The sequence below is a fragment of the Streptomyces sp. NPDC048560 genome (assembly GCF_040650955.1).
Taxonomy (GTDB): Bacteria; Actinomycetota; Actinomycetes; order Streptomycetales; family Streptomycetaceae; genus Streptomyces.
In genome coordinates, this window is the sequence record NZ_JBEZIJ010000004.1 from 33,132 (window position 1) to 54,701 (window position 21,570).

20 protein-coding genes are annotated in these 21,570 nt (G+C 71.4%); 7 read left to right on the forward strand and 13 right to left on the reverse strand.

The features are described 5' to 3' along the window. Positions 1-115: 115 nt before the first annotated feature. A complete protein-coding gene (locus AB0C82_RS12940; protein ID WP_362839951.1) occupies positions 116-1,615 on the reverse strand; it encodes a PLP-dependent aminotransferase family protein in 1,500 nt (499 codons plus the stop codon). Between the two features lie 102 nt (positions 1,616-1,717). Between AB0C82_RS12940 and AB0C82_RS12945 the strand changes: the two genes are divergently transcribed. The 4 genes from AB0C82_RS12945 to AB0C82_RS12960 all read left to right on the forward strand — a co-directional run bounded on the left by AB0C82_RS12945 (position 1,718) and on the right by AB0C82_RS12960 (position 5,205). Then, positions 1,718-2,386, forward strand: coding sequence for a hypothetical protein (locus tag AB0C82_RS12945; RefSeq protein WP_362839954.1), 669 nt, complete (start codon positions 1,718-1,720; stop codon positions 2,384-2,386). After that, positions 2,383-3,147 carry a glycerophosphodiester phosphodiesterase gene (locus AB0C82_RS12950; protein ID WP_362839956.1) on the forward strand — a complete coding sequence of 255 codons (765 nt, stop codon included), beginning with the start codon at positions 2,383-2,385 and terminating at the stop codon, positions 3,145-3,147. The genes AB0C82_RS12945 and AB0C82_RS12950 overlap by 4 nt, the downstream gene beginning before the upstream one ends. 44 nt (positions 3,148-3,191) lie before the next feature. Further along, positions 3,192-4,556, forward strand: coding sequence for an MFS transporter (locus tag AB0C82_RS12955; protein WP_362839959.1), 1,365 nt, complete (start codon positions 3,192-3,194; stop codon positions 4,554-4,556). A 274-nt stretch (positions 4,557-4,830) separates the two neighbouring features. After that, positions 4,831-5,205 (forward strand): RNA polymerase-binding protein RbpA, encoded by a 375-nt coding sequence (locus tag AB0C82_RS12960; RefSeq protein WP_031146696.1) that lies wholly within the window; start codon positions 4,831-4,833, stop codon positions 5,203-5,205. 92 nt (positions 5,206-5,297) lie between these two features. Here the strand turns inward: AB0C82_RS12960 and fxsA are convergent, their stop codons facing one another. The 4 genes from fxsA to AB0C82_RS12980 form a co-directional block, all read right to left on the reverse strand. After that, positions 5,298-5,888, reverse strand: a complete 591-nt coding sequence (gene fxsA, locus AB0C82_RS12965; protein WP_362839962.1) for an FxsA family membrane protein — start codon at positions 5,886-5,888, stop codon at positions 5,298-5,300. Between the two features lie 69 nt (positions 5,889-5,957). After that, positions 5,958-6,725 carry a polyprenol monophosphomannose synthase gene (locus AB0C82_RS12970; RefSeq protein ID WP_362839964.1) on the reverse strand — a complete coding sequence of 256 codons (768 nt, stop codon included), beginning with the start codon at positions 6,723-6,725 and terminating at the stop codon, positions 5,958-5,960. Between the two features lie 528 nt (positions 6,726-7,253). After that, on the reverse strand, positions 7,254-8,894 hold the full coding sequence (locus AB0C82_RS12975) for an amidohydrolase (protein WP_362839966.1): 1,641 nt from the start codon (positions 8,892-8,894) through the stop codon (positions 7,254-7,256). Between the two features lie 47 nt (positions 8,895-8,941). Next, positions 8,942-9,382 carry an Lrp/AsnC family transcriptional regulator gene (locus AB0C82_RS12980; protein WP_362839967.1) on the reverse strand — a complete coding sequence of 147 codons (441 nt, stop codon included), beginning with the start codon at positions 9,380-9,382 and terminating at the stop codon, positions 8,942-8,944. A 201-nt stretch (positions 9,383-9,583) separates the two neighbouring features. Here AB0C82_RS12980 and AB0C82_RS12985 point away from each other — a divergent pair, with 201 nt between their 5' ends. Continuing rightward, positions 9,584-9,985, forward strand: coding sequence for a hypothetical protein (locus tag AB0C82_RS12985; protein ID WP_362839970.1), 402 nt, complete (start codon positions 9,584-9,586; stop codon positions 9,983-9,985). A 544-nt stretch (positions 9,986-10,529) separates the two neighbouring features. Here the strand turns inward: AB0C82_RS12985 and AB0C82_RS12990 are convergent. After that, a complete protein-coding gene (locus tag AB0C82_RS12990; protein ID WP_362839972.1) occupies positions 10,530-11,702 on the reverse strand; it encodes an acyl-CoA dehydrogenase family protein in 1,173 nt (390 codons plus the stop codon). Positions 11,703-12,038: 336 nt separating this feature from the next. Beyond that, entirely contained in the window at positions 12,039-13,445 is a 1,407-nt protein-coding gene (locus AB0C82_RS12995; RefSeq protein ID WP_362839974.1) for a peptidase C39 family protein, read from the reverse strand. A gap of 174 nt (positions 13,446-13,619) precedes the next feature. Here AB0C82_RS12995 and AB0C82_RS13000 point away from each other — a divergent pair, with 174 nt between their 5' ends. Both AB0C82_RS13000 and AB0C82_RS13005 read left to right on the forward strand, forming a co-directional pair. Beyond that, positions 13,620-14,261 (forward strand): hypothetical protein, encoded by a 642-nt coding sequence (locus AB0C82_RS13000; RefSeq protein WP_362839976.1) that lies wholly within the window; start codon positions 13,620-13,622, stop codon positions 14,259-14,261. A 358-nt stretch (positions 14,262-14,619) separates the two neighbouring features. Continuing rightward, positions 14,620-16,527, forward strand: a complete 1,908-nt coding sequence (locus tag AB0C82_RS13005; protein WP_362839978.1) for an AAA family ATPase — start codon at positions 14,620-14,622, stop codon at positions 16,525-16,527. A 114-nt stretch (positions 16,528-16,641) separates the two neighbouring features. On the opposite strand, the gene AB0C82_RS13010 is transcribed toward AB0C82_RS13005, so the two are convergent. The 6 genes from AB0C82_RS13010 to ribH all read right to left on the reverse strand — a co-directional run bounded on the left by AB0C82_RS13010 (position 16,642) and on the right by ribH (position 21,549). Beyond that, complete coding sequence (locus AB0C82_RS13010) at positions 16,642-17,754, reverse strand: hemolysin family protein (RefSeq protein WP_362839981.1); 1,113 nt, start codon at positions 17,752-17,754, stop codon at positions 16,642-16,644. Further along, positions 17,751-19,118, reverse strand: a complete 1,368-nt coding sequence (locus AB0C82_RS13015) for a hemolysin family protein (RefSeq protein WP_362839983.1) — start codon at positions 19,116-19,118, stop codon at positions 17,751-17,753. The genes AB0C82_RS13010 and AB0C82_RS13015 overlap by 4 nt, the downstream gene beginning before the upstream one ends. A gap of 199 nt (positions 19,119-19,317) precedes the next feature. Next, a complete protein-coding gene (locus tag AB0C82_RS13020) occupies positions 19,318-19,791 on the reverse strand; it encodes a PH domain-containing protein (RefSeq protein WP_362839985.1) in 474 nt (157 codons plus the stop codon). Between the two features lie 40 nt (positions 19,792-19,831). Continuing rightward, entirely contained in the window at positions 19,832-20,680 is an 849-nt protein-coding gene (gene hisG, locus AB0C82_RS13025; protein ID WP_362839987.1) for an ATP phosphoribosyltransferase, read from the reverse strand. A gap of 76 nt (positions 20,681-20,756) precedes the next feature. Then, a complete protein-coding gene (locus tag AB0C82_RS13030) occupies positions 20,757-21,029 on the reverse strand; it encodes a phosphoribosyl-ATP diphosphatase (protein WP_056787177.1) in 273 nt (90 codons plus the stop codon). Positions 21,030-21,063: 34 nt separating this feature from the next. Then, positions 21,064-21,549 (reverse strand): 6,7-dimethyl-8-ribityllumazine synthase, encoded by a 486-nt coding sequence (gene ribH, locus AB0C82_RS13035; RefSeq protein ID WP_362839990.1) that lies wholly within the window; start codon positions 21,547-21,549, stop codon positions 21,064-21,066. Between the last annotated feature and the right edge of the window lie 21 nt (positions 21,550-21,570).

The following is a 21,570-nucleotide window of genomic DNA, read 5'->3' on the forward strand; positions in this document are numbered from 1 at the left end:
CGTCGAGACGGGCGGCGCCACCACAGCCGAGGCACGCGCGCACGCCGAGCGGATCGTGCGGGCCGGTGGCGCGGACGGCGCCGTCGCCCCCACCCGCCCACCGCCTTTTCCCCTGTCAGGCCACGAACGTCCTCGGCGCCTCGGCCACCGCGCCTACGCCCGAGGCGACGAGCTCCGCCGCGGCGGCGAGCCGCAGGGCCGCCTCGTCCGCCACCGGACCGCCCACGGTGAAGGGCAGCCGCACATAGCCCTCGAACGCCCCGTCGACCCCGAAGCGGGGCCCTGACGGCACGCGCACGCCCACCCGCTCGCCCGCCACGGCCAGCCGCGAACCGGAGAGCCCTCCCGTACGCACCCACAGGGTCAGTCCGCCGCGCGGCACCTCGAACTCCCACTCCGGCAGTTCCCGGCGCAGGGCCCGGACCAGGTCGTCACGGTTCTCCCGGGCCTGGGCGCGCCGGATCTCCACGGCCTGCTCCCAGCCACCCGTACGCAGCAGCCAGTTGACGGCGAGCTGCTCCAGCACCGGCGTCCCCATGTCCGCGTAGGCGCGGGCCGCCACGAGGCTGCGGATCACGTCCGGGGCCGCGCGCACCCAGCCGATCCGCATCCCGGCCCAGAACGCCTTGCTCGCGGACCCGACGGTCAGCACGGTGCTGCCCGCCGGGTCGAAGGCACAGACCCGGCGCGGCATGTCGACGTCCTCGTCGAGACAGAGCTCGTGCATGGTCTCGTCGACGACGAGGACCGTACCCGCGGCGCGGGCCGCGTCGACGAGATCGCGCCGCTGCTGCTCGTCGGCGAGCGCCCCGGTCGGATTGTGGAAGTCGGCGACCACGTACGCGAGGCGGGGCGCGGCGTCGCGCAGGACCTGGCGCCAGCGGTTCATGTCCCAGCCGCCGAGCCCCTCCTCCATCGCGACCGGCACCAGCCGGGCACCGGCCTCCCGCATCAGCTGGAGGATGTTGGCGTACGAGGGGGACTCGACGGCGATCCGTTCGCCGCGCCCCGCGAAGAGGTGGCAGATGGCGTCGATGGCACCCATCGCGCCGGTGGTGACCATGATCTGTTCGGGCATCGTCGCGATGCCGCGCTCGGTGTAGCGGGTGGCGATCATCTGCCGCAGGGCGGGGAGTCCCGCCGGGTAGTCGCCATGGGTGTGCGCGTAGGGCGGCAGTTCTTCCAGGGCGCCCTGCACCGCCCGGGTCAGCCAGGGCTCGGGCGCGGGCAGCGAGGCGCAGCCCAGGTCGATCATCGAGCCGAGGGACTCCGGGGGCAGCGGTTCGAGGCCACGTGCGGGCAGCGGGTTGCCCGCGGGCACCGCGGTCCAGCTGCCGGCGCCGCGGCGGGACTCCAGGAAGCCCTCGGCCCGCAGCGCCTCGTAGGCGGCGGCGACGGTCGTCCGGCTGACCGAGAGGGCAAGTGCCAGCTCGCGTTCGGCGGGCAGCCGCGCGGCGACCGGGACCCGGCCTTCGAGGACGAGCAGCCGGACACCGTCGGCGAGCGCGCGGTAGGCGGGCTGCTTACGACTGCCGGGCCCTGCGGGGCGGTCATGCTGGGCCTGGAGCTGGCGAGCGAGCTGTGCCGCGCCGACCGTCGAAGTCCACTGAGCCATGGAAATCAGTCCACCTTCCTCGGATTGGCCATAGTTGGCAGCCAATCCCCTGCCACAGAGTGACACGCAGCAGTCCACCATGACCACACCAGGGGGCACCACTTGTCCGATACCACCGGCCGGAGCCGGACCCACCTCACTCGGCGGTTGATCCAGCTGTATGTGGGCCTGGCCCTGTACGGGGCGAGTTCGGCGCTCCTGGTCCGTGCGGAGCTGGGCCTCGAACCATGGGGCGTACTGCACCAGGGCCTCACCGAGCTGACCGGCATCTCGATCGGTGTCGTCTCGATCATCGTCGGTGCGATCGTGCTGCTGCTCTGGATTCCGCTCAGGCAGCGCCCCGGTCTCGGCACGGTCTCCAACGTCTTCGTCGTCGGCATCGCGATGGACGGCACGCTCGCCGTCGTGCCGGCGATCCATGGACCGGGCGCGCAGATCCCGGCGATGGCACTCGGCATCCTGCTCAACGGTGTGGCGACGGGGCTTTACATCACGGCCCGGTTCGGCCCCGGCCCCCGCGACGGGCTCATGACCGGCCTCAACCGGGCCACCGGGCGCTCCATCCGGCTGGTCCGTACGGCGATCGAGGTGGCCGTCGTGGCGACCGGATTCCTGCTCGGCGGCTCGCTGGGCGTCGGCACGGTCCTGTACGCCCTGGCGATCGGCCCGCTCGCCCAGTTCTTCCTGCGCGTGTTCGCCGTCCCCGAGCCGGCCGGAGTCACCGCCGCGGCCGCCGAGCCGTCACCCGGGCAGGCGATACTTCCCCGGTGACCCAAGGACGCCACCCCTATCTGGACCATCCCTCCACGATCCCGTTCGCCCACCGCGGCGGCGCGGCGGAGGGCATGGAGAACACCGCCGAGGCCTTCCGCCGGGCCGCCGGCGCGGGCTACCGCTACTTCGAGACCGACGTGCACACCACGTCGGACGGCCGGCTGGTGGCCTTCCACGACACCACGCTCGACCGGGTGACGGACGCCCGGGGGCGCATCTCGGAGCTGCCGTGGAGCGAGGTGAGCCGGGCGCGCGTGGCGGGCCGCGAACCCCTTCCGCTCTTCGAGGACCTGCTTGAGGAGTTCCCGGACGCCCGGTGGAACGTGGACATCAAGGCGGAGCCGGCCCTCGCCCCGCTCATCGAGCTGGTCCGCAGGACCGGGGCCTGGGACCGGGTGTGCGTCGGCTCGTTCTCGGAGTCCCGGGTGGCAAGGGCGCACCGGCTGGCGGGGCCCCGCCTGGCGACCTCGTACGGCGTGCGCGGCATCCTGGGCCTGCGGCTGCGCTCCTACGGCATTCCGGCGGCGCTGCGGGCGGGCGCCGTGTGCGCGCAGGTCCCGGAGAGCCAGAACGGCATCCGGGTGGTCGACCGCAGTTTCGTCCGGACAGCGCACGCGCGGGGCCTCCAGGTGCACGTGTGGACGGTGAACGACGCGGAACGGATGGCGAGGCTCCTCGACCTCGGGGTGGATGGCATCATGACCGATCACATCGAGACGCTGCGCACGGTGCTGAGCGAGCGGGGGGCCTGGGCCTGACGCCTGCTTCCCCGCGCGCGCGGGGACGAGCGAGGGGGCGCGGTGTGACCACCGGTACCGCAGGAACGGCCGATCCGGCGGAGCGGCCCGCAGGGGCCGAGGAACGCCGCCGTGAGCAGCGCGGCTGGTACTTCTACGACTTCGCCTGCTCGGTCTATTCGACGAGCGTCCTCACCGTCTTCATCGGCCCTTATCTGACGTCGGTCGCCAAGGCCGCCGCCGACGCCGAGGGCTTCGTGCACCCGCTGGGCATACCCGTGCGCGCCGGGTCCCTGTTCGCGTACACCGTTTCGGTGTCCGTGATCGTGGCCGTCCTGCTGATGCCCGTGGTGGGGGCCGCGGCGGACCGCACGGGGCGCAAGAAACCCCTGCTGGCCGCCGCCGCGTACACGGGTGCCCTTGCCACGACCGGCATGTTCTTCCTGGACGGCCACCGGTATCTGCTCGGCGCGTTCCTCCTGGTCGTGGCCAACGCCTCGATCTCCGTGTCGATGGTGCTGTACAACTCCTACCTCCCGCAGATCGCCGGGCCCGACGAACGCGACGCGGTCTCCTCCCGGGGCTGGGCCTTCGGATACACCTCGGGCGCACTCGTCCTGGTGCTGAACCTGGTCCTCTACACGGGACACGACTCGTTCGGGCTGTCCGAGTCCGAAGCGGTACGGATCTGCCTCGCCTCCGCCGGTGTCTGGTGGGGCGCCTTCACCGTCATACCCCTGCGGCGGCTGCGCGACCGCAAGGTGAGCCCCGACGGCCCGGGAGCGGTCGGCTCGGGCTGGAAGCAGTTGACGGCCACCCTGCGCGACATGCGCCGGCATCCGCTGACCCTCTCGTTCCTGCTGGCCTACCTCGTCTACAACGACGGGATCCAGACGGTGATCTCCCAGGCATCGCTGTACGGCTCCGAGGAGCTGGGCCTGGACCAGACGACCCTGATCACGGCCGTGCTGCTGGTACAGGTGCTGGCGGTGGCCGGCGCTCTGGGGATGGGGCGGCTGGCCCGGGTGTACGGCGCGAAGCGCACGATCCTGGCCTCGCTGGTCGTCTGGACGCTGATTCTTCTGGGCGCGTATGTACTTCCGGCGGGTGAACCGGCCTTCTTCTACTCCCTGGCCGCCGCCATCGGCCTGGTCCTGGGCGGCAGCCAGGCCCTGTCGCGCTCGCTCTTCTCGCATCTCGTGCCGCGCGGCAAGGAGGCCGAGTACTTCTCCGCGTACGAGATGAGCGACCGCGGACTGAGCTGGCTGGGGCCCCTGGTGTTCGGCCTCGCGTACCAGCTGACCGGCAGTTATCGCGACGCGCTGCTCTCGCTGGTGATCTTCTTCGCGCTCGGTACGGTGCTGCTGGCGCGGGTGCCGGTGCGGGCCGCCGTGGCGGCGGCGGGCAACCCGGTTCCGGCCCGGATTTAGACGTTGAAGTGAAAGGCCGGTAGTGTACGCCTTTGGCCTGCCCGGAGGACCGTTACTGCGAGCGGAAGAAGCCAAACCGTTGGGTGACAACTTCTGCCAGATGTGACAAACCGGGCATTGGTGGGTACCTAGAACCCTGGAAACCCAGTACAAGCAGCGGCACGACGGGCGACGCAGACCGGCAACGGGAATCTTTACCGCCGACCGGACGTTGACCGGATGACGACGACAGCGACACCTGTCCTGTGGGCGACAAGCCCGGGAGGCACGATTCATGAGTGAGCGAGCTCTCCGCGGCACGCGACTCGTGGTTACCAGCTACGAGACGGACCGCGGCATCGATCTGGCCCCGCGCCAGGCGGTGGAGTACGCATGCCAGAACGGACATCGATTTGAGATGCCGTTCTCGGTAGAGGCGGACATTCCGCCGGAGTGGGAGTGCAAGGCGTGCGGCGCCATGGCACTCCTGGTTGACGGGGATGGCCCCGAAGAGAAGAAGGGCAAGCCTGCGCGTACGCACTGGGACATGCTCATGGAGCGGCGCACCCGCGAGGAGCTTGAGGAGGTGCTGGCCGAGAGGCTGGCGGTTCTGCGCTCCGGAGCCATGAACATTGCCGTGCACCCGCGGGACAGCAGGAAGTCTGCCTGACCCGCGTACAGCCGCACAGATCCAGAAGCCGCGGGCCCGGACACACATCGTGTGTCCGGGCCCGCGGCTTTTCCGTGCGCCGGCGGAGGGGATCAGGGGGTCAGCGGCGGCCTGGGTCCCTCGTCGGGGCGAGGACGCGGCTGCGCGCCGTCCTCGCGGATGACCTCGCCCTGGACGACCTTGCCGTCGGGGCGGTGCATCCGGGCCTGCTGGAAGGCGTCCGAGAGGCTCCCGGGAGAAGCGGCGCGCATCCGGCTCTCGAGCGACCGCTCGGTGTACCGCCCGAGCGCGGTGCGGACCGGCGGCAGCAGCATGAGCAGGCCGGCCGCGTCCGAGATCACGCCCGGGATCATCAGGAGCAGGCCGCCCAGCATCAGGAAGCCGTTGCCCTTGCGGCCCTGGGCGGGGCCGGGTGGTACGGCCGAGGCACCTGGCCGGCCGGGCGTCTGCTGGAGCGTCTCGGAGAGACTGCGGAAGGCTCGCCGGCCGGCGCTCTTCATCACCACGGCCCCGAGCACGGCCCCGGCCACCAGGAGCAGCAGCACGACGAAGCCGCTCGACGCCTGCGCGATCACCGTCAGCAGCCAGATTTCCAGCACCACCCAGCCGGCGAGGGCCAGCGGCAGCAGCCGTCGGGTGCGTGAGCGTCGTGGACGTGCGGGGGGCGGGGTGGCCGTCGTCATGCCCCCAGTGTGCCCGTACGGACATGCATACGGCGTAAGGGGGTGATCATGAGGCGGCGACGGCGGGCGTCAGGGGGTCTTGCGGCCCAGGACCTTGTTGGCCCGGCTCGTGATGCCCCAGCCGGTGACCCGCCACAGCGCCTCGACCAGGATGTCGCGGCTCATCTTCGAGTCACCGATCTCGCGCTCCATGAAGGTGATCGGGACCTCGACGACGTGATAGCCCGCCTCGACGGAGCGCCGGGCCAGGTCGACCTGGAAGCAGTAGCCCTGCGAGGCGACCTCGTCGAGTCCGAGGCCGGCCAGGGTCTCCGTACGGAAGGCTCGGTAGCCGCCGGTGACGTCCCGCACCGACAGGCCCAGCAGCATCCGGGAGTAGAGGCTGCCACCGCGGGAGATGACCTCGCGGTGCTTGGGCCAGTTCACGACCCGCCCGCCCGGCACCCAGCGGGAACCGAGGACGAGATCGGCGCCCTTCAGGGCGGTGAGCAGCCGGGGCAGCTCCTCGGGCTGGTGCGAGCCGTCGGCGTCCATCTCGACCAGGACGCCGTAGCCGTGCTCGCTGCCCCAGCGGAAGCCCGCCAGATAGGCGGCGCCGAGCCCTTCCTTGCCCTTGCGGTGCAGCACGTGGACGCTGCCGTCCGCGGCCGCGAGCTCGTCGGCCACCTTGCCGGTGCCGTCGGGGCTGTTGTCGTCGGCGACCAGGATGTCGGCATCAGGAACGGCGGCACGCACCCGGCCAACGATCAGCTCGATGTTCTCGGCCTCGTTGTAGGTCGGGATGATGACCAGGACTCTGCCGAGCGGGCCGTACTGCCGCTGACCGCCGTCGTTCACAACTGCCCCTTAAAGTCCGTACGCAGGTGTCCACCATATCCAGCGTCCCGGCGCGGGTCGCCGACGCGGTCGGGGGGCGTCGTCACACCGGACCGGACAGAAGCGCGGAACTACGGACAGAACTGCGGATCGGGGCCCGGCGTCCTTCGGGCCGACCTGGGACCCGCTGGCTGCGGGTCGACCGAAAGCCGTTGTCTACTGAACGTCCGGGCCCCACCCGGGTCACACCCTCCGTCCGGCTGAAACCTTCCCTCGCCCCCGAGGCGCGGGCGCTGAACCTGGCTGTCAGCGGTGGTGCGCCGGTGCGGCACACCACCTCATGACCCAGCGGCGTTCGACGACTGCGTGGACGTTTAACCGGTCGGACGTCCTGTGGTGGACCCGGCCGAACCTACCGGCCGGTGGGCGCGTTCTGTCAATAGCCCTTTGACCTGCGACTTCTACCTAAACCGCCTGGTCAGTGACGAAGATCCGCAGGTCGCGGCAGAGTGGCCGCGCCTTCGGTCGGCGGTACGAAATGTCCGCACGTCACTCGTTCGGCCGTACGTAGACACTTTGTCCGAAGACCACAGTGCGCAGACAGACCGGCAGCTCGGCGCCCGGGGTGAGATCCGGCAGGCCAGGGGTGCCTGACCGGGGGTCGGTGGACCAGCGTGCGACCCGGTCGTCGGGGGCCTGGACGACCAGTTCGGCCGTACGCCAGACCGCGTAGTCGGCCGGGGCTCCGGGCACGAGAACGCCGGCGTCGTCGCGGCCGACGGCCCGCCAGCCCCCGCGGGTGTGTGCGGTGAATCCGGCCCGTACGGAGATCCGGTGCTCGGGCGTCCGGTGGAACGCGGCGGCCCGCACGGTGCCCCAGGGGTCGAGCGGGGTGACCGGGCTGTCCGAGCCGAAGGCGAGGGGCACTCCTGTGCGCAGGAGCGCCGCGTACGGGTTCAGCGTCCTGGCGCGCTCGGCACCGAGGCGCTGTGCGTACATGCCGTCGTCGCCGCCCCAGGCTGCGTCGAAGGCGGGCTGGACCGAGGCGGTGAGGCCCAGCTCCGCGAAGGCGGCGATCGTCTCGGGGGTGAGCATCTCGGCGTGCTCGACACGGTGCCGGGCCGCCCTGACGCGAGCGAGCCCGAGGGTCTCGGACGCGGCCCGGATGCCCGCCACGACGGCGGCCACGGCCGCGTCGCCGATGGCGTGGAAGCCGGCCTGGAGTCCGGCCTCGGTGCAGGCGATGACGTGGGCCGCGATCTCCGCCGCGTCCAGGTGGGAGGTGCCGGTGTGCGGGGCGTCCGCGTACGGCTCGTGGAGGCACGCCGTGTGGGAGCCGAGCGAGCCGTCGACGAAGAGGTCACCGGCTGCCCCGATGGCCCCGAGTTCGCGGATGCGGCGCGCGCCCTTCTCGTCGCTGATGCGCTCGGCCCAGTAGCCGTGCACCCTCGGGCCGGGCTGTTCGGCGGCGAGCGCCAGCAGTCCGGTGAAGTCGTCCTCGTCGGAGATGTCGGGTCCCGCGCACTCGTGAACAGTTCCGATGCCGAGCGAGGCGGCGTGCCGCAGGGCGGCGCGCTGGGCCTCGGTGCGCTGGCGCGGCGACAGGGCGCCGTGCGCGGCCGAGCGCACGGCGTGGTGGGCGGCGCCGGTGAGGGGGGCGTCGGGGTGGTACCCGGCGAGCCCTGTGACACCGGGGACGAGGTCCAGCAGGGCGCTCGTGACGACCGCGGAGTGCACGTCGATCCGGGGCAGATAGACGGGCCTGCCCCCGGCCGCGGCATCGAGCTCGGCGCGCGTGGGCGGGCGCTGCTCGGGCCAGCGCGTGGCGTCCCAGCCGTGGCCGAGCAGGACCCGGTCCCCGGTACGGGTGCTCACGTACGCGCGGACGAGGCCGAGTGCGTCGGGAAGGCTGCGGGCGCCGGAGAGGTCCAGGCCGGTGAGGGCGAGGCCGGTGGACGTGGTGTGGACGTGGGCGTCGGTGAACGCCGGGGTGACCAGGGCCCCGTCGAGGTCGATCACCTCGTCGACGCCGCTCGCGAAGGCGTCGGCCGCCCCCTCGGAGCCCACCCAGGCGACGTGACCGCGTTCGACGACCATGGCGGTGGCGAACGGGTCGGCTGGACTGTGGACGTCTCCACCGCGCAGCAGCACGGTGCGGTGGTCGCTCTGGGGGGCGGTGCTCTCGGTCATGGGACCAGTCTCCCGCCTGCCCGTCGCGCCCCCGTCCGCGGCCCCCCTCAGATATGCGGCGGCCGTGCCTCGTACGGCGTGGAGAGGACGACGGTCGTGCGTGTCGACACGCCCGCGAGCGTGCGGATGCGGGTGAGCAGGTGCTCCAGTTCGAGGGGGGTGGCCACCCGCACCTTGAGGATGTAGTTCTCGTCGCCCGCCACGCTGTGGCACGCCTCCAGCTCGCGCACCTCGGCGAGCCGCTCCGAGATGTCGTCGGGGGCGCTGGGGTCGAACGGTTTCACCGAGATGAACGCGGTGAGGGGCAGGCCGACGGCCTCGGGGTCGACGACCGCGGCATAGCCGCGGATCACCCCGCGCTGCTCCAGCCGGCGGACACGCTGATGAACCGCCGAGGTGGACAGGCCCGTGGCCTTGCCCAGGTCGGTGTAGCTCATCCGCCCGTCCTTGACGAGCAACTCCACAATCTGACGGTCCAGCTCCTCCATGCGGATCAACCTATGCCCCACGCCTCTTCCGGCACAGTCGTAAGGCCCCCGGAACGGCACCTGCGGCTGTCATGTGACGAATGCCACAGGTTTACGAGTGGGTAGCGGACCGCCTCGCGGTTACGGCCATCTCGCGACGGGAAGTGCTTGCTGTGGCCGAGGCCACGGCGCCTTGTCGGCCCACCCGAGGGGGGAATTCCCATGCAGAGCCTGAAGCTCACCGGACGTACCGAACCGGAACCCGTCGATCCGGACGAGGACACCGCACTCGACGCGTACGACACCTTCGAGATGTTCCGGGTGATCTGCCCGGACTGCGCGCAGCCGATCGCGCTGCTGGCGGACGAGGACATCCTGCCGGAGCACGCGCTGTGCCCGAGCCCCTGGAACCCGTTCGTCCTCACGGTCTGCGCGGGTACGGGCCGCTCCGCCGCCGAGGCACGCCCCGCGGACGAGTCGCTCGACGCCCAGGAGCAGGAGACGGCCCTGCTGTTGACGCTCCCGCAGGGTCTCGACTGGCGGATGCAGCCGTTCTCGCACGCCGGCGGCGTGGGGTCACGCCCGCTGCGGATCCCCCACCAGATACGGCGTCACGCCGCCTGACGCACCTCTGTCGCAGCGCACCACGCCCGGCCAGGCCGGCGTGGTGCCGACAGCCACCCACCGGCCGGTCCATCGACGGACCGGCACGGCATGGAGCGGCACGGGCATGGAGCCCGGTCACGCACCCGCCGCCGTCCCGGCCACGAGGGCCAGGGCACGGCACGTCCACCTGGCGAACTGGCGCTCGACCACGCCCGGCAGTGACCCAGCGCCTTCGTCCGGCGTTGGTCCTGCATGACCATGCTGCATTCCACGGCCGGCCCAGGTCGACGCCGCCTCGTCGCTCCGACCCCCGAAGAATCGGTTCCGCGCCCGGTTCCACACCCGGCTCCCCGGCCCGAACAGCAGCCGCAACAGCGCCCCGAGCCTCAGCCCACGACCCGGGCGACCGGCCGGTCGGGCCTGCCGTTCTCGGCCGACCCGCCCATCTACCGGGCCATGCTGCGCCATTGGGAGAGCTCGGGGCGGACTCTGCCGGGCCGCCAGGACACGGAGTGGAACCGGATCATGACGACGCCCGTGTGGTCGGACCGCTCGGGTCGCGTCAGCGCGTCTCGGGCCCCGCGAGGTGACGGGCGATGACCATGCGCTGGATCTGGTTGGTGCCCTCGACGATCTGGAGCACCTTGGCCTCGCGCATCAGCCGTTCGACGGGGAAGTCGAGCGTGTAGCCGTAACCGCCGAGCACCTGGACGGCGTCCGTGGTCACCCGCATGGCCGCGTCCGTGCAGAACAGCTTCGCCATCGCCGCCTCCCGCGAGAACGGCCGTCCCGCGTCGCGCAGCCGGGCCGCGGCCAGGTAGAGCGAGCGTCCGGCCTCGATCTGGGTGGCCATGTCGGCGAGCATGAACCGCAGGCCCTGGAAATCGGCGATGGGACGGCCGAACTGGCGCCGCCCGGTGGCGTACTCGACCGCTTCCGTGAGGGCCGCCTGGGCCACACCGATGGCACACGCGGCGATGCCGAGGCGCCCGGAGTCGAGCGCGGACAGGGCGATGGCGAATCCCTGCCCCTCCTCACCGATGCGCCGGGAGTCGGAAACCCTGACGCCGTCGAAGTTCAGCTGGGCGGTGGGCGAGCCCTTCATGCCCATCTTCTTCTCGGGGAGGGCCGCGTTGAGCCCTTCGGCGTCCCCGGGGACGAGGAAGGCGGTGATTCCGCGCGGGCCGTCGACGCCGGTGCGCGCCAGCACCGTGTAGAAGTCGGCGATACCGCCGTGGGTGATCCACGCCTTCGTGCCCGTGAGGACCCAGTCCTCACCGTCGCGCACGGCCTTCGTCCGCAGCGAGGCCGCGTCGGAGCCGGACGCCGGCTCGGAGAGGCAGTAGGCGCCCAGCAGGCCGCCGGAGAGCATCGCCGGGAGGTGTGCGGCCTGCTGCTCCTTGGTGCCGAACCCGGCGAGGGCGTGGCAGGCCAGCGAGTGGACGCTGACGCCGAGGCCGATGGTGAGCCGGGCGGCCGCGAGCTCCTCCAGGACCTGGAGGTAGACCTCGTACGGCTGGTCGCCGCCGCCGTGGTCCGATGCGTAGGGCAGTCCGAGCAGTCCGGATTCGGAGAGCAGGGTGAAGATCTCGCGCGGGAAAAGGCCCGCTTCCTCCTCCTCGGCCGCGCGGGGCGCGATCTCCCTGGACACGATGTCGCGGACGAGCGCGACGAGCTGCCGGGACTCCTCGGTGGGCAGGCTTCGTTCCACCAGCTGCGGGGCACGGTCGGACATGACGGCGCTCTCCTCCCTGTCGGGCGTAGCGGCGGTCGCACGCGCGGGGTAGGAGCGGCGCCGCCGGGTGATCCCGGGCGTGGCCCGGACATATGGCTCCCCAACCGATCCTGCCCTCTCGGATCACAAGAGGCGCTGGCCAGCGGCTGTGGCGGCTTGAGTATGCCCGATGGGAGCGCCGCCGTCACGGGGTGCCCGGCGCGCCCCACGGTCCTGGATCTGGTCCGGACCTTTGACCCAACTGGTGCGGTCCGTCCGGAGTTCAGCCGATCGGCACGCCTTCCGGGCGGACCGGTGGGGCGGAGGGGCACGCTTCACCCTCCGCCCCGTGGGCCGTCAGAGGATGCCGAGCCCCTTCAGGACACAGCTCTGGGCCGGTGTCGGAGCGGCGGGGAAGTAGACGTAACAGACCCCTCCCGTGCCTCCCCTGACCTTGCCCGTGGAGTCGTAGCGCTTGGTCCTGAGCCAGATGTTCTCCCACTCGCGCCGTCGGTAGACACGGCGTACGGCCTCGTTGGAGGGCGACGCGGGGTCGTTGGCGATCACGTCGCCTTCGGCGGTGAAGCCGATCACCGTCATCAGGTGGCCCGAGGTGCCGTAGCCCGCTCCGGTCAGCTCCTCCTTGGTGAAGGACTGAGACGTTATGACCGGGATCCCGGCGCCCACCAGCTCCTCCAGGTCCGTCAGCGAACCGAGGCGGGTGACCACGGCGCTCATGTCCTCGTACGTGGCGGCGTAGGCGGCGTTGAAGGGCCAGTTGCCGCAGCCCTCGTACTGGTAGTCGAACGTGTGGCGGGCCGCGTGGCAGACCTGTGGGTCGGCGATCTCCGGCCTGACCCAGGCCAGGTCCTCCGCGGTGGGCCCGCGTCCCCAGTACTCGATGATCATCTGCGACGAGGTGGGGCTGCACCACGCCTCACCCCCGTTGTCGTACTCGGGGTACTCCCCCACGTGCACGTTCTGCGAGTAGCGCGGCACCGGCAGCTCGCGGGCCGCGCCGGGAGCGGTGGCGGGGACGGTGAAACGGTCCGGGACGTCGGAGGCCATCGCGCCGATCCGCCACACCGTGGGCGTGGCGGTCGTCCCGGGAGTGCGGTGGAGGGTGAGGCGCAGCCGGTACGAGACCAGCCGGAGCCCGCTCGCCGCGTCGTCCACGGCGAAGGTGTCGGTCCAGATCGAACTCTTGCCGTCGCCCTGGTCGTCGACGGACGTGCGCCGGATGTCCTCGTCGCCGGCCGCCCAGCGGCCCATGACGTACCAGGGGGTTGCGGAACCGTCGGAGTAGCTGCCGCGCAGTTCGATCTGGATCCACGTGCCCGCTGGGGCGTGTGCGTTCCAGGAGGCGATCACTTCGGTGGCCGGGACCGTGGAGCGGTGGACCGGCGAGGTCCAGGTCGCGTACTCCCAGGAGCTGGTCCTGCCGGTGTGCGGGTCGGTGTAGTCGCTCCGCCCCGCGGGGGTGGCGATCACGAGGCCCGGCCTGCGGCCGCCCAGGACGCGGGTGCCCGTTCCGGACCCGGAGCGCCACTCGGTGTACGTGTTCCAGAAACGGTTGTCCACCTGCGAAGCCGTCCCTGCGGGCGCGGCGGGGTGGGACGCGGCGGGGTGGGACGCGGCGGGGTGGGACGCGGCGGGGTGGGACGCGGCTGCGGTCGCGGGCCCGGCGGAAGCCACGGCGCCGCCGGTCGCGGCCGCGGCGAGCGCGGCGGTCAGCACGGTTCTGCGCGAAGTCGGTCTGGTCATGGGCGAGACCCCCGGTCGTGAGCGGAATGGGGCTGCGGGTGCCGGTCAGTGGGGCAACTATCGCGGGTCGCGGCACCGTTCGGCCAGCGATTCGCCTCGTGCCGCCGGACCAATATTGGTCTGGTCCACTGGCGTGACCTGCGGTTGCTCCGGCCGGGCTCGTAGGCTGGGTTGATGAACGACCTCGACCCCGGCCTCGCCGGGCACGCCCCCCGCCTCCGGTCGCTGCCTCCGTCCTGCGGCCCGGTGCGCCTGATCGCGGTCGACGGTCACGCCGGTTCGGGCAAGAGCACGTTCGCGGCCCGACTGTCGGCCGCTCTCGGCGACGCGCCTGTTCTGCACCTGGACGACCTCGCCACCCACGACGAGCTCTTCGCGTGGACCGCCAGACTGCGCGAGCAGGTGCTCGACCCCTTCGCACGCGGCGAGAGCGCGCGCTACGCGCCGTACGACTGGACGCGGCGGGGCTTCGGGACCGAGCGGACACTGGAGCCCGCGCCCGTGGTGATCGTGGAGGGCGTCGGCGCGGGGCGGCGGGAGTTGCGGCCGCTGCTCGCGGGGCTGCTGTGGATGGAGTTGGCGAGTGACGTGTCCTGGGAACGGGGCCGGCACCGCGACGGCCCCGCGCTCGGGGAGTTCTGGGACGGCTGGACGGCCGCGGAGAGGAAGCATTTCGCCGACGACCCCTCACGGCCCTTCGCGGACGTCCTGATACGGCAGTTGCCCGAGGGATACGAGTGGGTGAAGGGACCCAGCACCACCACAGGGGTGAACCATTTCGTCACCGAGAGTGAAGGCGTGGCGCCGCCCCGCTGAGCAGTCGGCAATCGGTCCGGAAGTCCCTCAACTCTGCTTGACCGACGGGCCGTACAGGTCTTACGTTCTCAATGTGCGGCTTTTCGGAGCCCCCGCAGACGCGAAGCCCCCGGTTGTTCCCCCGTGACCGGGGGCTTCGTTCTGCCTTCAGACACTCTTGCGGCGGCCCGAAACCGGCCTTTTCGCTCACCCACGGTCACGGTCGGCCGTCGGCCGCACTCTTAGCCGCCTGCTGCCTTCGCGGGTACCATGCACTGCGGTGCGGTCAATTCCCGTCCCCGGCACAGTGATTCGACGCGCCCCGGTGGGCATGATGTGCGGGCGGGACATCCTGGGGGCACGGTTTGTGGGGGACCTGATGGACATCGGCACGCAGGGCGCACAAGCCCCCGCCGACCTCGCCTGGCTGCGCGGCGTCGACGCCTACACGATGGGCGCGTATCCGCAGGCCGAGGAGGAGTTCAGAACCGCGGTGCGCTTCGATCCCGGCATGGCGGACGGCTGGCTCGGCCTCCATGCCCTGCGGGTCGACACGACCACGGCGCTGCTGCGCATGTACCGCCATCGCGACCGCTTCGGCGAACAGCGCGCCCGGCATCGACGCACCCTCAACTCCTGGTACTGGCTGGGCTGGTGGGTGCAGCCCGTACTGGAGAGTTCGCGTGATCTGCTGCTCGCGCACGCCTCCCACTGGCTCGACGGCCGGCACGTGCCCGAGCTGGACCGCGCCCTGGCGGGGCTGCCGCCGGTCGACGCGGACCCGCAGGTGCGGTTCCTGCACGCCTGCCGCTCGTATCTGGTCAAGGACTGGGAGCAGCTCGTCCGCAACACCGAGCAGCTCGTCGAGGACCCGCTGCTCGGCATCGAGGCGGGCCTCTTCGGGGGCATGGCCCGGGTTCGCCTGGAGATGTACGGGCAGGCCGAGCCGCTGCTCTCCGCCGCCCTGATGCGCTGTCGCAGCGAGCAGCCGCAGCGCAAGGAACTGCGCTACTGGCTGGCGCGGGCGCATGAGGGCACGGGCCGCAGCGCTGCGGCCCTGCCCCTCTACCGTGCGGTGCACCGGGTCGATCCGGCGTTCATGGACACCTCGGCCCGGCTCGCGGCGATCTCGGAGGGCGACGGGTACGACGATTCGGCCGATCTGGCCTCCGTGGCCCTGACGGGCTTCGGTTCGGACGGCATGGGCATGGAGACGCAGACCGACGGTGAGGCGTTACTCGGCACCGATCTCGTGGACGGCCGGGAGCCATGGCTCGGCGGCGATCCGCAGGGCCTGACCGGGGCCGTCGCGCCGCCGCCGGCAGACGCGGTGCGGGAGAAGTCACCGACGGGCGGCCGGTCGGGGCCCACGGTCTTCCCGGCGGGGCCGAGTGACACCGCACTGCTCGCCGAGGCGCTGGCCGAGCTGGAACGGATGGTCGGCCTGGAACCGGTGAAGCGGCAGGTCAAGGCGCTGTCCGCCCAGCTGAACATGGCACGTCTGCGCGCCGAGCAGGGGCTGCCCGTGCAACCGCCCAAGCGGCACTTCATCTTCTCCGGCCCGTCCGGCACCGGCAAGACGACGGTGGCCCGCATTCTGGGCCGGGTCTTCTACGCGCTTGGCCTGCTCGGCGGGGACCATCTGGTGGAGGCCCAACGGGCGGATCTGGTCGGCGAGTTCCTCGGCCAGACCGCGGTGAAGGCCAACGAGCTGATCGATTCGGCGCTCGGCGGGGTGCTGTTCGTCGACGAGGCGTACAGCCTCTCCAACTCCGGCTACAGCAAGGGCGACGCGTACGGTGACGAGGCCCTGCAGGTCCTCCTGAAACGGGCCGAGGACAACCGGGACCATCTCGTCGTCATCCTCGCGGGCTACCCGGAGGGCATGGACCGGCTGCTCGCCACGAACCCCGGACTGTCCTCCAGATTCACGAGCCGCGTCGACTTCCCCAGCTACCGTCCGCTCGAACTCACCGCGATCGGCGGGGTGCTGGCGGCGGAGAACGGGGATCTGTGGGACGAGGAGTCCCTGGACGAGCTGCGCAGCATCAGCGGGCACGTGGTGGACCAGGGATGGATCGACGAGCTGGGCAACGGGCGCTTCCTGCGGACGTTGTACGAGAAGAGCTGCGCCTACCGTGACCTGCGGCTCTCCGGGTACGCGGCGGTGCCGACCCGGGACGATCTGGCCACGTTGCGGCTGCCCGATCTGATGCAGGCGTACGGCGAGGTGCTGTCCGGCCGGGGGCCGGTGAACCGGGGGCCCCAGGAGCCGGGGGCGGTGTGAGGGTGCGGGGCGCAAGGGCGGGCCGGGTCGTCCTCGGTCACCGGACCGGCTGAATACCGGTCCTCCCTCGCCGGGCGGGCTTGATCCGGCCCGCCCGGCAAGAGAGCTCCGGGGTCAGGGGCGGCCGGCCATCGCCTTCGGTTCCTGCTGTTCGTGGTGTCCCGCGGGGACGTCCACCGTGCGGCGTGGCACCGAGACCCGGTGGGCGGGGTCGCGGACCTCTCCCACCAGCATCTCCAGGACGTCCTCCATGGCGACCAGGCCGAGGACCCGTCCGGAGGCGTCGGCGACCTGGGCCAGGTGGGTCGCGGCCCGGCGCATCACGGTCAGGGCGTCGTCGAGCGGGAGCTCCGCGCGTACCGTCGCCATCGGGCGCCAGATCTGCTGCGGAACGGCGCGCTCGCCGTCCTCCAGGTCCAGCACGTCCTTGACGTGGAGGTAGCCCATGAACGGGCCGCCGCCGTCCGCGCAGACCGGGAAGCGCGAGAAGCCGGTCCGTACGGTCAGTTCCTCAAGACGGCGAGGGGTGACCGAGGGGTCCACCGTCACCAGGGACGCCCGGTCGAGCAGCACGTCGGTGACGGGCCTGCTGCCCATCTCCAGGGCGTCCTCCAGCCGCTCCTGCGCCGCCGGTTCCAGGAGACCCGCCTGGCCGGAGTCCTCGACGAGCCGGTTCAGCTGCTCGCTGGTGAAGACCGCCTCGACCTCGTCCTTCGGCTCGACCTTGAAGAGCCGCAGGACGAGGCGGGCGCAGACGCCCAGGCCCGCGGTGACCGGACGGCAGAGCCGGGCGAAGCCGACGAGCCCGGGGCTGAGCCAGAGCGCCGTCTTCTCGGGGGCGGCCATCGCGAGGTTCTTCGGGACCATCTCGCCGATGACGAGGTGGAGGAAGACGACGAGGGCCAGGGCCAGCGCGTATCCGAGGGGGTGGATCAGCCCTTCGGGCACGTGCGTCGCGTGGAAGACCGGCTCCAGGAGATGGGCGACGGTCGGTTCGGCGACGGCTCCGAGGGTGAGCGAGCACAGGGTGATGCCGAACTGGGCGGCCGCCATCATCCGCGGCAGGTTCTCCAGTCCGTACAGGACCTGCTTGGCCCGGCTCGATCCACTCGCCGCCAGCGGTTCGACCTGGCTGCGGCGTACGGAGACGAGCGCGAACTCGGCGCCGACGAAGAACCCGTTCGCCAGCACGAGCAGCCCGGCGAACAGCAACTGGACGAGACTCATCGCACGGCCTCCAGCCGGCTGGGGGCGAACGCTTCGGCGGCCGGTTCCTGCGCATCGGTCAGGCGCACGAAGCGGACCTGTTCGGCCCGGTAGTGGCCGACCTGGCGGACGGCTATCCGCCAGCCGGGCAGCTCGGCCCGGTCACCGGGGGCTGGGATGCGTCCCAGCAGACCGGCGACGAGCCCGGCCACGGTCTCGTACGGCCCCTCGGGCACGTCGAGGCCGATCCGGCGCAGGATGAGGACCCGGCAGCTGCCTTCGACGTCCCAGGCGGGACGTCCGTCCTCGGCGACGGCGGAGACGAATTCGGGCCGGTCGGCGCCGATGGCGTCGTGCTCGTCCCTGACCTCGCCGACGAGCTCCTCGATGATGTCCTCGAGGGTGACGACTCCGGCGGTCCCGCCGTACTCGTCGACGACCACGGCGATCGGCTGCTCGTTACGCAGGCGGTGCAGCAGCTGTTCCACGGGAAGCGTCTCGGGGACCAGCAGCGGCGGTACCGCGATCCGGCCCGCGGGGGTGCGCAGCCGGTCCCCGGCGGGCACCGCGAGGGCGTCCTTGAGGTGCACCATGCCGACGACCTCGTCGATGCGTTCCCGGTAGACCGGGAAACGGGAGAGGCCCGTGGCGCGCGTCAGGTTGAGGACGTCCGCGGCGGTCGCCGAGGACTGCAGGGCGCTGACCTTCACCCGTGGGGTCATGACGTGCTGCGCCGTGAGTCCCGCGAGCGACAGGGTGCGTACGAAGAGGTCGGCGGTGTCCTGTTCCAGGGCGCCGGCCTCGGCGGAGTGCTGAGCCAGCGAGACGAGCTCGCCGGGTGTGCGCGCGGAGGCCAGTTCGTCGGTGGGCTCGACGCCCAGCAGCCGTACCAGCCGGTTGGCGACGGTGTTCAGCGCGGTGATCACCGGGCGGAAGAGGGTCGCGAAGCGGTGCTGGGGGCCGGCGACGAACCGGGCGACCTGGAGCGGCCGTGAGACCGCCCAGTTCTTCGGTACGAGTTCGCCGATCACCATCTGCACGGCGGCCGCCAGCAACATGCCGATCACGACGCCTGCACCGGGGACGGCCCCTGCGGGCAGTCCGGTGGCGGTGAGCGGTCCGGCGAGCAGCTCGGCGAGCGCGGGCTCGGCGAGCATACCGACGACCAGTGAGGTGATGGTGATGCCCAGCTGGGTGCCGGAGAGCTGGAAGGAGAGTTCGCGCAGGGCGGCAACGACGGTACGGGCCCGCCGGTCGCCTTCGGCGGCGGCTCGTTCGGCGTCGGGCCGGTCGACCGTGACGAGCCCGAATTCGGCCGCCACGAAGAATCCGTTGGCGAGGATGAGAAGGAATGCCGCGGCGAGCAGCAGCAGCGGGGTGGTCATACCGCCGCCTCCGGGAAGAGCGTGGGCTCTGCTGGGGCGGCGCAGGTACTACCGGACGATCCGTCCATTGCTGGAGGGAGTCACTCCTTGGGTCGCAGGAAAGCCCCGCCGGCCTCGTGGACCTCTCGTGCGGGGCGGGGCGCACAGGGCGCCGCCGCCCTCAAGAGTAGTCAAGAAGGGGCCGTGCGGGGCAGGGGGCTCAGCCGTTCTCCGTACCGGCGTCCGCTCCGGTGCCGTGGGATTCGGCGAGCGCGCGGAGCGCACGGGCGTCGCGGATGGCCTGTTCCTTGGCGATTCCGGGCTGGATACCGAGGGCGGGCAGGCTGGTGCCGTCGCTGAGGTCGAGGAAGACCCAGGGGTCACCGGCCCGCAGGTTGACCCGGACGATCTCCGCCCAGGCCAGCCTGCGGGTACGGGTGATGTTGACGACCGTGACCCCGGCCTCGTCGGCGACGATCCTGGGCCGGCTGAGCAGTGCGAGGACACCGAAGAACAGCAGGGCCACGAAGACGAAGCTGGTCCGCTCCCCCGCGCTCAGCTTCTCCAGGGCCAGGGCGACGACGGTGATGACGACGAACATCACCAGGCCGACCGTCAGCAGGACCACCCGGGTGAGGGTGGGCCGGAAGGTGGCCGGGAGCGTGGGCGGTCCGGTCCTGGGCGCGGGGGTCATCAGGTTCTCTGTCTTCCGGTGTTCGGTGGATCCCCGGCCGTCAGAGGCGGCAGGCGTGGATGGCCGTGGTGAGGATCGCGCGGGCACCCAGTTCGTACAGGTCGTCCATGATGCGCTGGGCCTCCTTGGCCGCGACCATGGAACGGACGGCGACCCAGCCCTCGTGGTGCAGCGGGGAGATGGTCGGCGACTCCAGGCCCGGGGTGAGGGCCACGGCGCGCTCCAGGTGCTCCACGCGGCAGTCGTAGTCCATCATCACGTAGCTGCGGGCTACCAGGACGCCCTGGAGGCGGCGGAGGAACTGCTGGACCTTCGGGTCGTCGACGGGGGCGCCGGTGCGGCGGATGACGACGGCCTCCGACGTCATGATCGGCTCGCCGATGACTTCGAGTCCGGCGTTGCGCAGGCTGGTGCCCGTCTCCACCACGTCCGCGATGACCTGGGCGACGCCCAGCTCGACGGCGGTCTCGACCGCGCCGTCGAGGTGGACCACGGAGGCGTTGACGCCGACCTCGGCGAGGTGCTTGGCGACGATGCCCTCGTAGGACGTGGCGATCGTCATGCCGTCGAAGTCCTGCGGGCCCTCGGCGGTGCCGGGCTTCGTGGCGTAGCGGAACGTGGAGCGCGCGAAGCCGAGCTGGAGGATCTCCTCGGAGTCCGCGCCGGAGTCGAGGAGCAGGTCCCGGCCCGTGATGCCGATGTCGAGGCGGCCGGAGCTGACGTAGATCGCGATGTCGCGCGGTCGCAGATAGAAGAACTCGACCTCGTTCTCCGGGTCCACGAGGACGAGCTCCTTGGACTCCTTGCGCTGCTGGTAGCCGGCCTCATGGAGCATCGCCATCGCAGGCCCGGAGAGTGCACCCTTGTTGGGGACGGCGATGCGCAGCATGAGGTCAGGTTTCCTTTGTGCGAAGGGGTGTTGGAAGCGTGTTCCGCGGTCGTACGGATCGCGGGGGTGCGTCGGCTCAGAGGTGGGCGTAGACGTCGTCCAGGGAGATCCCGCGGGCGACCATCATCACCTGGACGTGGTACAGCAGCTGCGAGATCTCCTCGGCGGCGGCCTCTTTGCCCTCGTATTCGGCGGCCATCCAGACTTCGGCGGCCTCCTCGACGACCTTCTTGCCGATCGCATGGACTCCCTTGTCCACCAGTTCGGCGGTGCGGGAGGTGGAGGGGTCGCCGTTGGCGGCCTTGAGCTGCAGCTCGGCGAAGAGCTCTTCGAAGGTTTTGTTCGCCATGATGTCCTTAGAATACGGGGTCGCCGGCCCGCACTCAGCGCCAGGGTTCGCTGACGGTGCGCAGTGTCGCGGCCGTCGCGACGGCCGCGGTGACCGCTTCGTGGCCCTTGTCCTCGTTGGACCCTTCGAGACCTGCCCGGTCGAGTGCCTGCTCCTCCGTGTCACAGGTGAGGACGCCGAATCCGACGGGGACGCCGGTGTCGACGGTGACCTGGGTCAGCCCGAGGGTGACGCCCTGGGACACGTACTCGAAGTGGGGGGTGCCACCACGGATGATTACGCCGAGGGCGACGATCGCGTCGTAACCGCGGCCGGCGAGGACCTTCGCGACGACCGGGAGCTCGAAGCTGCCGGGTACGCGGAGCAGTGTCGGCTCGTCGATGCCGAGGTCGTGCAGGGCGCGCAGCGCGCCGTCGACGAGGCCGTCCATGACCTTCTCGTGCCACTGGGCCGCGATCACCGCGACCCGCAGGTCACCGCAGTTGCGTACGGACAGTTCGGGTGCGCCCTTGCCGCTCATGTCTTTCTCTCCTGCTCGTTC